Below are 12,090 nucleotides of genomic sequence, written 5' to 3' on the forward strand. Positions count from 1 at the left end.
CGCACCCGGAGGGGCTCAGCCCCGGCAGGCGTCGATCAGCCGGTCGATGAGCGAGGCCACGGCGTGTTCGTCGTTGGTCTCGGGCAGCACCTCGTCGGCCACGGCCCGCACGTCCGGGTGGGCGTTGGCGACGGCGTAACCCCGGCCGGCCCACGCGAGCATCGCGAGGTCGTTGGGCATGTCCCCGACCGCCGCGACCTGGTCCGCGGTGAGCCCGCGGCGCTGGGCGAGGTGGGCGAGGCCGGTCGACTTGTCCACGCCGGGCGCTGAGATCTCCAGCAGCGGGCCGCGCGAGGACCGGGTGACCGTGGCGGTGTCACCGAGCAGCGCGACGGCATCGAGCATGTACTGCTGCGGGTCCGGCGCCGCCCGCCACTTGGCCAAGATCTTCAGCACCGGCCGGGCCGCGAGCTCGTCGAGGGACGCGATCATCGGCTGCGGCATGGTCCGGCCCTGCCGGTCGGCCACGGGCGTGACCTCCCAGTCGTGCCGGTAGTCGCGTTCGTGCCCGAACTCCAGGCCGTACTCGAAGCCGAACGTCACGTTGGGGAACGTGTCGCGGAGCGCCGACGTCACCGCGGCGACCGTTGCAGGAGACAACGGATCGGTGTCGACGACCTCCTCCTCGGCCAGGTCGTAGACGACCGCGCCGTTCGCCCCGATCGCGACGCCGTAGTGGTCGGTCTGCTCGGCGACCTCGTGCAACCACCGCGGTGGACGCCCGGTCACGAACGCCACCAGCAGGTTCGACTCCCGCGCCCGGGCCAGGGCGCGCTTGGTCTCGGGCGCGACGGTGCCGTCGGACTGCAGGAGGGTCCCGTCGAGGTCCGACGCCAGCAACAACACGGTCACTTCCGGGCCAGGACCTCACGCCCACCGAGGTACGGCCGCAGCGCCACCGGCACGTGCACCGAGCCGTCGGGCTGCTGGTGGAAGTCGAGCAGGCAGGCGATCGTGCGGGCCACGGCGCACAACGTGCCGTTGAGCGTGGCCACCGCGGTGTTGCCGCCCGACTCGCTCCGGGTGCGGATGTCGAGGCGTCGGGCCTGGAACGTCGTGCAGTTCGAGGTCGAGGTCAGCTCGCGGTAGCGCCCCTGCGAGGGGAACCACGCTTCGATGTCGAACTTCCGTGCCGCTGACGACCCGAGGTCACCGGCCGCGACGTCGATGACCCGGTAGGCCAGCTCGAGGGAGTCGAGGAACTCCCGCTCCCAGGCCAGCAGCTGCTGGTGCTCGGCCTGCGCCACCGCCGGGTCCTCGGCCGAGACGTAGGAGAACATCTCGACCTTGTCGAACCAGTGCACGCGCACCAGGCCGCGGGTGTCCTTGCCGTGCGAGCCCGCCTCGCGCCGGAAGCACGACGAGAACCCGGCGTAGCGCAGCGGCAGGTCGGTGAGGATCTCGTCCATGTGCATGCCGGCGAGCGCGACCTCCGACGTGCCGACCAGGTACAGGTCGTCGGCGGCCAGGCGGTAGACCTCGTCGGCGTGGGCGCCGAGGAACCCCGTGCCCTCCATGACCTCGGGGCGCACCAGCGCCGGCGCGATCACGGGCTCCAGCCCGACCGACGCCGCGAACGCCATGGCGTGGTTGACCAGCGCGAGCTCCAGCTGGGCGCCCACACCGGTGAGGAAGTAGAACCGTGAGCCGCTGACCTTCGCGCCGCGTTCGAGGTCGATCGCGCCGAGGGCCTGCCCGATCTCGACGTGGTCGCGCGGCGCGTCGATCGCCGGCAGCTCGCCCACGGTGTCGAGCAGGACGAAGTCGTCCTCGCCACCGGGGACGACGTCGTCCTCGACGACGTTGGGGACGCGCAGCTGGGCGAGCCGCAGGCCGGCGTCGGCCTCGCGCACGGACTCCTCGGCGTCCTTGACCTGGGCCGAGAGCGCCTTGCCGCGCTCGATGAGTGCCGGCCGCTCCTCGGGGCTCGCGCCCCGGACGGCCTGCGACGCCGTCTTCTGCTCGGCCCGCAACGCGTCGGTGGCGGCGACGGCCGCACGGCGCCGTTCGTCGGCCGCGAGCAGCTCGTCGACCGCGGCCTCGGACTCCCCGCGCCGCCGCTGCGAGTCGCGGACGCGGTCGGGGTCGGCCCGCAGGGCCTTGAGGTCGATCACGAACCGAGGTTACCGACGGCCGGTGGGGCGGTGTCCGCGCTGCCACACTGGCCGCCGTGGCGGTCGAGGTGAGCAGGCGTCGGTTCGAGCGGTTGGTCGACCGCGCGCTGGAGAGCGTGCCGCGGCAGCTGCTCGACCTCGCCGACAACGTCGTGGTCGAGGTCGCCGACGAGAACGCGGACGAACCCGGGCTGCTCGGTCTGTACTGGGGCATCGCGCTCACCGAGCGCGGCACCGACTACACGTTCGCCATGCCCGACACCATCTACGTCTACCGGCTGCCGCTCCTCGAACTCGCCGCCGACGAGGCCGAGTTGGAGCACGAGATCCGGGTGACGGTGGTCCACGAACTCGCCCACCACTTCGGCATCGACGACGACCGGCTCCACGAACTCGGCTGGGGCTGAACCTGCTGCCGCGGGGCGACCGTCACCACCGGACCCCGTTCGCGGCGGGGGTTGCCGACCAGCAGGTGGCTGGTCCCGATCACGAACCGTCCGCCGTCCACGCCGCCCGCCCGCACCTGCGCGCGGCGCCACAGGTCGCGGGCGACCTCGGCGGGGTCGGTCACGAACCGGCGGTACCGGACGGTGACGTGCTCGACGCCCGGCAGCCACCCGGCGAGCCCGGCCGCGGCGTGGTGGACCAGCCACACGGTGAACGACGCGACCCGCCCGACGTGCGGCAGGTCGGACCGGTCGGCCGCTCGGGCCGTCGTCCGGGCCTGCTTGCGGGCCACGACCCGCGGCGAGCGGACGCACCGCGCGACGACGACCCGCTCCCCGGCCAGGCGCCAGAGCAGCACCCCCGCGACCGACTTGGAGGTGTCGACGACCGCGCGGCCGTCCGCTGCCTCCACCGTGGCGCGCAGCCGGTCGACGACGACCCGCTCGGCGTGGTTCGGGCGGCGCAGGCCGAGGACGGCGGCGAACAGCGCCGGCAGCCGCAGCGTCCGCGACGCCACGCCGACCTCGGCGGCGACGTCCGGAAGGGCCGCGAGCTCCGACCAGAACGGGCAGCTCGCCTCGAGGCGGCCGCAGTCGCACCTCGGTCCGAGGGGTTCCCGCAGACCCAACAGGGTGGTCCGCAGCTCGCCGACCAGGACGACGTCGGGCGACGCCGCGAGGGCCTGGCCGAGCACGGTGGTGCCGCTGCGCATCGCGCCCGCGACGTAGACAACGGTCATGGAGTCCCTCGAGGGAAGGGGTCGGGACGGTCGGTTGCGGCGGACGTTAGCGCCGGTGCACCCACCGCGCTTCTCGGGCGGTGAACCTCTTCTCCTCGCATGTGTGATCGGCGTACAGCTTCCTGCCTGGCACCTAGTTGCCGTCGCGACGGGGTGTTGCAGGTCGGCCGGGGCGGGCACTCTGGATTTGTCAAAGGCTTGAACCGGCCCCCCGAACGATCCCAGCGATCGAGCCGCGCCCGCCGTAGGTCCGTCCCTGGAGGTCCCTCCGTTGTCCACCGCCACCATCGCGTCGTCCGCCCCGCACCGCACCGTCGAGGACACCGCGCGGCTGCTCGCCGACGCCGAGCGCGAGTTCGACGCGGCGCTCGACGCCGGCCGGCCCATGTTCATGCTGTCGGCCCTCGACCGGGAGGTCAGCGACGCCGCGCGTCGTCACGAGGACGCCCTCGCCGCTGCCCGGGTGTGACACCCGCACCCACGTGGTGACGGACGCCGGGCGGCACCGGCAGCCCGCCTACGCTGGGCCCGTGACCGACCGGCTCCCGATCAAGATGCTCCACGACCGGGTGCTGGTGAAGGTCGCGCGCGGCGAGGGCGAACGCCGCTCGAGCGCCGGCATCCTCATCCCGGCCACCGTGGACGTCACGAAGCGACTCGTCTGGGCCGAGGTGTTCGCCATCGGCAACCACGAGCGCACGGTGCAGAACGGCGACCGGGTGCTGTTCAGCCCCGACGACCGCCACGAGGTCGAGATCGCGGGCGACGACTACGTCCTGTTGCGCGAACGCGACATCCACGCCGTCGCCGCCGAGCGCAACGAGGAGAGCACCGGGCTCTACCTCTAGCCCGGGCCCTCAGCCGTCGGGTGTCCCGGTCGACCTGATCGCGGCGAGCCAGGCCGCGGCGTCGGCGAACTCCAGGTCGGTGCGGCCCACCGGGATCGCCGACTGCACGCCCTCACGTCGGGGGTACGAGCCCAGGTAGCGGACGTCGGCGCAGACCCGCCGCAGGGCCCCGAGCGCGTCGCCCACCCGGGCGTCGGCCACGTGGCCCTCGAGGTCGATGCTGAAGCAGTAGTCCCCGAGCCGGTCCTTCGTCGGCCGCGACTCGATCCGGGTCAGGTTGATGCCACGGTCGCCGAACACGGTGAGCAGTTCGAGCAGGGCGCCGGGGTGGTCCGCGCGCAGGTAGGCCACCAGCGAGGTGCGGTCGTTGCCGGTGGCCGCGGCCGGTGGGCGGGGCCGGGCGAGCAGGACGAACCGGGTGACCGCCCCGACGTGGTCGGCGATGTCGGTGGCGAGCGGGACCAGCCCGAACAGCGAGGCCGCGAGCGGGGTCGAGACCGACGCGTCCGCCTCGCCGGCGGCGACGGCCGCGGCCCCGGCGGCCGTCGAGCCCAGCAGCGACACCCGCGCGCCGGGTGCGTGGGCCATGAGCCACCGCCGGGTCTGGGCCTCGGCGTGCGGGTGGGTGGCGACGACCGTGACGTCGGCCAGGGCGGTGCCCGGCCGGGCCAGCAGGTCGAAGCGCACCGGCAGGAAGGCCTCGTCGACGATCACCAGGGGCTGGCCGTTCGCCAACTCGTCGAGGGTGGCGGGCACCCCGCCCTCGACCGAGTTCTCCAGCGGGACCAGCGCGGCGTCGGCGGCACCGGAGCGGACGGCCTCGACGGCGTGGACCACCGTGGCCTGGGGCAGCAGTTCCGCGCCGTCGGACTCCGGGAGGGTCAGCAACGCCGCGTGCGCGAACGTGCCCTCCGGTCCGAGGAACGCGATGCGGGCGCCGTCGGTCACGCGCGTCAGCCTAAGACGCCTCGCGGGCCGCACCCGGCTGCTGCCGCATGGCGGCACGCACGGCCTGGGTCTCCTCGGGTGAGAGCTCGCGGTCGCCCTCGCCGGCGCTGACGCCCTTGGCGTAGACGCGGGTCTCGTGCCGGCCCGCGATCGAGGTGAGGGTGACGCCGTCGCCGGTGTCGTCGAGCAGGGCGAGGGAGAACGACAGCCGGCCGCCGTGGTCGCCGAACGCGTCGTACCGCACGAGCGCCACCCGGCGCAGGGAGGCCGAGACGTCGGCGCGCAGGGAGTCGAGCGCGGTGTGGGTGTCGCGTTCCCCGGTGCGGCTGCGGGCGGCGGCGCTGCGACGGGTGTTGGCGATCTCGGCCTCGACCCCCGCGAGGCGCGCCTCGATCTGCGTGGCGAGCGCGGCGGACGACGACGCGGGGGAGGTGGTCCGGCCGAGGGCTCCGGCCCGGCGGATCCGACCGAGGGTGCGCAGGGCGAGCCACGCCGCGACCAGCGCCACGTACGCGAGCACCAGCGCGCAGATGGCGACGACCGTCAGCAGCACCTACGGGAGCCTAGGGATCCCGGGGCCCGCAGCCGGTACGGCGCGCCGGGCGCCGGGTGGCGCACGCCACCTGCGGTGCGATCGTGTCGCGCCGAACCTCTGACCCAGGTCATAAGGTGACGGCGTGACCGTGCGCCTCCGCGAGAGCCTCGCCGCGCTCCCCGCGTACGTGCCGGGACGCACCGTGCCGGGTGCGGTGAAGCTCGCGAGCAACGAGAGCCCCTCCGGCCCGCTGCCCCACGTGCTCGAGCGCATCGCGCAGGTGACGGCCGACGTCAACCGCTACCCCGACAACTCCAGCACCGAGCTCACCGCCGCCCTCGCGCGGCGGCACGGGGTCGACCCCGCGCGGGTGGCGGTCGGCTGCGGGTCGGTGTCGCTGTGCCAGCAGCTGGTCAACATCACCGCGGGCGCGGGCGACGAGGTCGTCCACCCCTGGCGCTCGTTCGAGGCCTACCCCATCGTGGTCGCGGTCGGCGGCGCCACCGGCGTGCCGGTGCCGCTCACCGCGGAGCACCGCCAGGACCTCCCGGCCATGGCCGCGGCGGTCACCCCCGCGACCCGGCTCGTGTTCATCTGCAACCCGAACAACCCCACGGGGACCTCGGTCACCCGCACCGAGATCGAGCACTTCCTCGCGTCCGTGCCCGACGACCTGCTCGTGGTGCTCGACGAGGCCTACCGCGAATACGTCACCGACCCCGAGGTCCCCGACGGCGTCGAGCTGCTGGCGGACCACCCGAACCTCGTGGTGCTGCGGACCTTCTCCAAGGCCTACGGGCTCGCGGGCCTGCGCGTCGGCTACGCCGTGAGCGCCGACCCGGCGATCACCACCGCGCTGCGTCAGGTGCAGGCGCCGTTCGCGGTCACCACCCTCGCCCAGCAGGCCGCGCTCGCCAGCCTGGAGCCGCCCGCCGCGGCGCAGCTGCGGGACCGGGTCGCCACCGCCGTCGCCGAGCGCGAACGCGTCCGCGACGCCCTGCTCGCCGCGGGCTACGAGGTCCCGCCGAGCCAGGGCAACTTCGTGTGGCTGCCGCTCGGCGCCGACACCGTCGCGGTCGCGAGCGCGCTCGAGGACCACCACGTGATCGTGCGGGCGTTCGCGGGCGACGGCATCCGGGTCACGGTCTCCTCCCCCGACGACGACGACGCCTTCCTCGCGGCCGTCGCCGCGATCACCCCGGTCCGGTCGTGAGCCTCGCCGCGCCCGGAGGCGACGGCCACCCCGAACTGCTGCCGTACGACGCCGCGGCCGACCGGCTGCTCACCGCCTTCGTCACCATGCTGGCCGCGGCGGGACCCGACCGGTTCGAGACCACCCTGCGCACGGTGCTCCGGGAGTTCCTCGGCTACTTCGACGTCGCGGGCATCCGCATCCGGGTCGGTGCGACCACCGTCGAGGTCGGCGACACGAGCGGTCCGCGCGAACGCCTGGTCCGGATCGGGTCCCGCCCGGGTGGACCCGCGACCCTCGAGGTCACCGGCCGCACCGTCGACGTCACCCCGGCGACGCTCGCGATCGCGCGCGCGGTGGTCGGGTCGGCCGCGGTGGTCGCCGACCGGATCGCCACCGGCGAGCGCTTGCAGCACGTCGCCACGCACGACGAGCTGACCGGCCTGCTCAACCGTGCGGCGTTCGGCGACCGGCTGAACGCGTGGGTCGCGGACAACCCCGGTCGGCTGGTCACGCTGATGTACCTCGACGTCGACCGGATGACGGCTGTCAACGCCACCTACGGCACCGAGGCGGGTGACCAGCTCCTGCACACGGTGGCGGGTCGAATCCGTGAGGTCCTCGGGGCGGAGGTCACGGTCGGCCGCCTCGGCGGCGACGAGTTCACCGCGCTGCTGCCCGACCTCGCGCCCGGGCCCGAACTCACCGCTCTCGGCGACCGGCTGCAGGAGGCCGTGCAACGACCGGTGTCCGTGGTCCCCGGCCGGACCGGCGAGACGAACGACCTGCGTGGTCCGGCCCGCGGCGGCGGTCGCACCCCCCGGGTCCCCCGCCGCCCCTCCCCCGTCACGGCCGCGCCGACCGACACCTCCGAGGTCGAGGCGGCCGAGGTGGTCCGCAGCGCGACCGTCGGGTTCGCCGCCGCGCACGCGCACCCCGGGGCTCCGGGCGAACTGGTCTGGTGCTCGACCCAGGCCACGCTGGTGGGCAAGCGGCGGGGCGGGGCGCAGACCGTCGTCTACGACGCCTCGATGCGGCGCGCCGACGAGATCCGCGGCGAGGTCGAGCTGCGGCTGCCCCGCGCGCTCGCCGAGGACGAGTTCGTCCTCTACTACCAACCCGAGGTCGACCTGCGCTCGACCGAGGTCCTCGGCGCCGAGGCGCTGGTGCGGTGGAACCACCCGACGCTCGGGCTGCTGCTGCCCGACACCTTCATCGAGACCGTCGAGACCTCCCCCTACGCCCTGCGGTTCGGCCGGTGGGTCCTCGAGCGCGCGTGCGAGCAGTGGGCGCAGTGGAGCCGGCGCTTCGGGTGGGAGGGCACCGACCTCCCCCGCGTCCGGGTCAACGTCACGCCGAGCCAGATCATGGACGCCGAGTTCGTCGCCACGGTCGCGGCCGTCCTCGAGCGCACGGGGCTCCCCGGCACGGGACTCGGCCTGGAGATCACCGAGCGCGATGTCGTCCGGGACGCCCGCGCGGCCGAGCGCACCCTGCGCGGGCTCGCGGCCCTGGGGGTGACCGTGGCCATCGACGACTTCGGCACCGGCTACAGCTCGTTCGGCCAGCTGCGCCAGTTCACCGTCGACGCCCTCAAGATCGACCGCCGGTTCGTGGCGAGCCTCACGACCAACCCCGACGACCACGCGATCGTCGCGGCCATGCTCTCCCTCGCCCGGTCCCTCGAGCTCGACGTCGTCGCCGAGGGCGTGCAGGACCGCGACGTCGCCGACACCCTCGTCGAGATGGGGTGCAGGCGCGGGCAGGGCTTCCTCTACGGGCGTCCGGTGCCGGCCGACCAGATGGCCGACGTGCTGGTGGCGGGAGTGACAGGGACGCGCTGATCCGGTCGCCTCGGGTTCCCGCCGCGGGGAGGGGGTGCGGATACGCTGTCCGCATGGTCAACAGCTCCCTCGAGGGCGCGGTCGGCTCCGAGGAGACCCGCGACCTGCCTGCTGACCCGATCGACGACAACGCTGACGACTCGCCCGAGCCCGCCGCGGCCCGGTCCGACCGTCTCACCGACGACCAGGTCATCGCGACCTGGCAGGACGTCATCGACGGGTTCACCCGCGCGCACCGCCGCGTCGTCGCGCCCGTGGAGTCCGGGGGGCTCCCCGAACCCCACTTCGCCGCCCTCATGCTGCTGGTCCGCGCGCAGGAACAGCGGCTGCCGATGAGCCGGCTCGCCCAGGAACTCGGCATGACGAGCGGCGGGTTCACCAAGCTCGCCGACCGGCTCGCGCGGGACGGCATGATCGACCGCCGCAACAGCGCCGGTGACCGTCGCGTCGTCTACGCGGCCCTCACCCCGCTGGGCGAGAGCACGGTCCGCGAGGCCGAGCGCACCTACGCCGCGAGCGTGCGCAGCCAGGTCCTCGCCGTCATCGGCGGTGAGACCCTGCTGCACGTCGCCGAGACCATGAAGTCACTCCGGGAGGCCAACCAGGCCGTCGTCCCCGAGGGCGTCGACGCACCGCCGTTCGTGGCGCAGGACCGCGACCCGTCGCTGCCCGACCGCCGCCGCACGCCGCGCGACTGAACCCGTCCCGCGGCTGGCCGCGGTCCACCGTGGCGGGCTCTCCACGCCCGCGCGGTGGTCCGGTGCTGCCCCGCCTGGTGACGTCTGTCCGGGTTCATGGCACTCTGGCGGCACGTCAGGCGCGCGTGAGGCGCATCGACACAGAGCACAGGCACGGAGGAGGAACCGCGGGTGGTGAGGGGCCACGACGGGGGTTCGGAGGAGGTGGCGTCGTCCGCGGGCGACGCCGATCCCGGACCTGACGAGCAGACCACCCGCTGGCGCGAGGTGGTGACCGATCTGTTGGCCGTCGACCGCGCCGTGGTCGACGACGTCGTGGCCGACACCGGACTGCTCGGCGTCCAGGCCGACCTGCTGGTGCGCCTGGCGCGGCTCCCCGGTCAACGCTCCCCCATGAACGCGCTCGCCGGCTCCATGCGGGTCAGCGGCAGCTCGCTCACCAAGCTCGTCGACCGGCTCAGCGACCTGGGCTACGCCCGGCGTGACGCCTCGGAGAACGACCGCCGGGTGGTGTACGTCGTCCTCACCCCCGAGGGGATCGAGGAGGCCGACCGGCTCAGCGGGCAGCTGGTCAAGGCGTTGCGCTCGCGCGTGCTCGCGACGGTCGGTGGCGGCGTCGTGGACCTCGCCGACGTCGCCCGCCGACTCGCCTGAGCCGGGGCCTGTCACCGGCTCCGTGACCGACTCCGCGGGCGGCTGCAGACAGAGAAGCAGCCGACCGGTGTCATGACTCAGGTCCCCCGCGACTGAGGCAACGACTCCGGTCGGCTGCTGACGGGAATGTTTCCTCGACAATCAATGTCTGTCAAGTGGCACAGGCCGCCTGACCCAGATCGTGACCAGGTTCGACGGAATCCGTGACCTGAACCGGGCTCGGCCACGGATTCCGTATCGGCCCGATGGCTCAGGAGCTGACGGATCCGGCTCCCCAGACCCCGACCGGCACGTCCTCGCTGCCCAGCGCGCCGGCGTCCGGTGTGGGGTCGGCGCCGACCAGCGCCGCCGCCCGCACGGCCGCGGCCACGGCGGTCGGCACCGCCGGGTCGAAGACGTTGGGGACCACGTAGGCCGCGTTGCGCTGGTCGTCGCTCACGCAGCCGGCGAGCGCCGCCGCGGCGGCCAGCAGCATCTCGACGGTGATGTCGTGGGCACGGGCGTCGAGCAGGCCGCGGAAGACCCCGGGGAACGCCAGCACGTTGTTGATCTGGTTGGGGTAGTCGCTGCGGCCGGTCGCCACGACGGCCGCGTACTGCAGCGCCTCGGCCGGGTCGGTCTCCGGGTCGGGGTTGGCCAGCGCGAAGACGATCGCGCCGTCCGCCATGTCGGCGATCCACGGCGCCGGCAGGACACCCGGCGCGCTGACCCCGATGAACACGTCGGCGCCGGTGAGGGCGTCGTGCAGGCCGCCGGTCACGCCCTCGGGGTTGGTGCGCTCGGCGAGGCGCAGCTTGGCGGGGGACAGGTCGGGCAGGGTCGGGGACAGCACGCCCTCCTTGTCCCAGACCAGGATGTGGCGCGCCCCGGCGGCCAGCAGCAGCTCGACGATGGCCGTGCCCGCGGCGCCGCCGCCGCTGACCACGATGCGGACCTCGTCGAGCGCCTTGCCGACGCAGGTGAGCGCGTTGGTGAGCGCCGCGGTGACGACGATCGCGGTGCCGTGCTGGTCGTCGTGGAAGACCGGGATGTCGAGTTCGGCCCGCAGCCGCTCCTCGATCTCGAAGCAGCGGGGCGCGGAGATGTCCTCGAGGTTGATGCCGCCGAAGCCCGGCGCGATGCCCTTCACGATCGCGACGATCTCGTCGCTGTCCTGGGTCGACAGGCAGATCGGCCAGGCGTCGATGTCGGCGAAGCGCTTGAACAGCGCGGCCTTGCCCTCCATGACCGGCAGGGCCGCCCCCGGGCCGATGTTGCCCAGGCCGAGGACCGCGGAGCCGTCGGTGACCACCGCGACGGCGTTGCCCTTGATGGTCAGGCGCGAGACGTCCTCGGGGTGCGCCGCGAGCGCGAGGCTCACCCGGCCGACGCCGGGTGTGTAGGCCATCGACAGGTCGTCACGGGTGCGCAGCGGGACCTTGCTCTGCACCTCGATCTTGCCGCCGAGGTGCAGCAGGAACGTCCGGTCCGAGACCCGGTGCACCTCGAAGTTCGGCACCTGCCGCAGCGCGTCGACGATGCGCAGGGCGTGGTCGCCGTCGATGGCCGACAGCGTGACGTCGACGGTGATCCGGCCCGAGGTCGACTCGACGATGTCGACGGCCGTCACCATCCCCCCGGCGTCGGCGACCGCCTTGGCCGCCGTGCTCACCACCGCGGGGTCGGGCGCGGCGTAGAGCCGCACGGTGATGGAGTACGAGGCGGCGGTGGGCGCGGGGCCGGGACGGGCGGAGTCGGGCATCGACACGCCGACCATCAAACCGCAACGCGCGCGGCGTGCTCGCCGTTGCGTGCGTTGCGTGCGCCACCACTCATCTCACGTCACAGTCCCGGTGATCGGGGCCCGTGCCACGATGGAGGCCCCGTCACAACGAGGTGCCGGGCGCGACGGCGATGGATGTGGGATGACGACGACGCAGGACGACACCTTCGTCCATCGGTACGTGACCCAGGCGGCTCGACAGGTCCCGGCCCAGCCGGCCCACGGGGGCACGAGGCAGGCCGCGGGCACGACCGCCGGCACCGCGGGGTGGGCGCTCGCGTGGCTCACCCGCGCCGCCGCCGCGGCGAG

At 73.9% G+C, this 12,090-nt stretch carries 12 protein-coding genes; 7 read left to right on the forward strand and 5 right to left on the reverse strand.

All coding sequences use genetic code 11. The annotated features are described in order from the left end of the window. Positions 1-15: 15 nt before the first annotated feature. A complete protein-coding gene (locus tag ACXR2U_RS20135) occupies positions 16-852 on the reverse strand; it encodes an HAD family hydrolase (RefSeq protein ID WP_458826868.1) in 837 nt (278 codons plus the stop codon). Next, entirely contained in the window at positions 849-2,114 is a 1,266-nt protein-coding gene (gene serS, locus ACXR2U_RS20140) for a serine--tRNA ligase (protein ID WP_458826869.1), read from the reverse strand. Before serS ends, ACXR2U_RS20135 begins: the two co-directional genes overlap by 4 nt. A gap of 56 nt (positions 2,115-2,170) precedes the next feature. Here serS and ACXR2U_RS20145 point away from each other — a divergent pair, with 56 nt between their 5' ends. From ACXR2U_RS20145 to ACXR2U_RS20155, 3 genes are all read left to right on the forward strand, one after another. After that, the gene (locus ACXR2U_RS20145) at positions 2,171-2,521 is read left to right on the forward strand and encodes a metallopeptidase family protein (RefSeq protein ID WP_458826870.1); all 351 of its coding nucleotides are present in this window, start codon (positions 2,171-2,173) and stop codon (positions 2,519-2,521) included. Between the two features lie 1,050 nt (positions 2,522-3,571). After that, positions 3,572-3,769 carry a hypothetical protein gene (locus ACXR2U_RS20150; RefSeq protein ID WP_458826871.1) on the forward strand — a complete coding sequence of 66 codons (198 nt, stop codon included), beginning with the start codon at positions 3,572-3,574 and terminating at the stop codon, positions 3,767-3,769. An 85-nt stretch (positions 3,770-3,854) separates the two neighbouring features. After that, positions 3,855-4,148, forward strand: coding sequence for a GroES family chaperonin (locus ACXR2U_RS20155; RefSeq protein ID WP_458826880.1), 294 nt, complete (start codon positions 3,855-3,857; stop codon positions 4,146-4,148). A 9-nt stretch (positions 4,149-4,157) separates the two neighbouring features. On the opposite strand, the gene pheA is transcribed toward ACXR2U_RS20155, so the two are convergent. Beyond that, on the reverse strand, positions 4,158-5,096 hold the full coding sequence (gene pheA / locus ACXR2U_RS20160; protein ID WP_458826872.1) for a prephenate dehydratase: 939 nt from the start codon (positions 5,094-5,096) through the stop codon (positions 4,158-4,160). 10 nt (positions 5,097-5,106) lie between these two features. Then, on the reverse strand, positions 5,107-5,649 hold the full coding sequence (locus ACXR2U_RS20165; RefSeq protein WP_458826873.1) for a DUF4446 family protein: 543 nt from the start codon (positions 5,647-5,649) through the stop codon (positions 5,107-5,109). A gap of 124 nt (positions 5,650-5,773) precedes the next feature. On the opposite strand from ACXR2U_RS20165, the gene hisC reads away from it, so the two are divergent. From hisC to ACXR2U_RS20185, 4 genes are all read left to right on the forward strand, one after another. Continuing rightward, positions 5,774-6,844, forward strand: a complete 1,071-nt coding sequence (gene hisC, locus ACXR2U_RS20170) for a histidinol-phosphate transaminase (protein WP_458826874.1) — start codon at positions 5,774-5,776, stop codon at positions 6,842-6,844. Then, complete coding sequence (locus tag ACXR2U_RS20175) at positions 6,841-8,667, forward strand: putative bifunctional diguanylate cyclase/phosphodiesterase (protein ID WP_458826875.1); 1,827 nt, start codon at positions 6,841-6,843, stop codon at positions 8,665-8,667. The genes hisC and ACXR2U_RS20175 overlap by 4 nt, the downstream gene beginning before the upstream one ends. A 53-nt stretch (positions 8,668-8,720) precedes the next feature. Next, positions 8,721-9,365 (forward strand): MarR family winged helix-turn-helix transcriptional regulator, encoded by a 645-nt coding sequence (locus tag ACXR2U_RS20180; RefSeq protein ID WP_458826876.1) that lies wholly within the window; start codon positions 8,721-8,723, stop codon positions 9,363-9,365. A 171-nt stretch (positions 9,366-9,536) separates the two neighbouring features. Beyond that, a complete protein-coding gene (locus ACXR2U_RS20185; RefSeq protein ID WP_458826877.1) occupies positions 9,537-10,019 on the forward strand; it encodes a MarR family transcriptional regulator in 483 nt (160 codons plus the stop codon). A gap of 250 nt (positions 10,020-10,269) precedes the next feature. Here the strand turns inward: ACXR2U_RS20185 and ACXR2U_RS20190 are convergent, their stop codons facing one another. Continuing rightward, positions 10,270-11,760 (reverse strand): malic enzyme-like NAD(P)-binding protein, encoded by a 1,491-nt coding sequence (locus ACXR2U_RS20190; protein WP_458826878.1) that lies wholly within the window; start codon positions 11,758-11,760, stop codon positions 10,270-10,272. Positions 11,761-12,090 lie beyond the last annotated feature (330 nt).

Source organism: Jatrophihabitans sp. YIM 134969 (assembly GCF_054456675.1).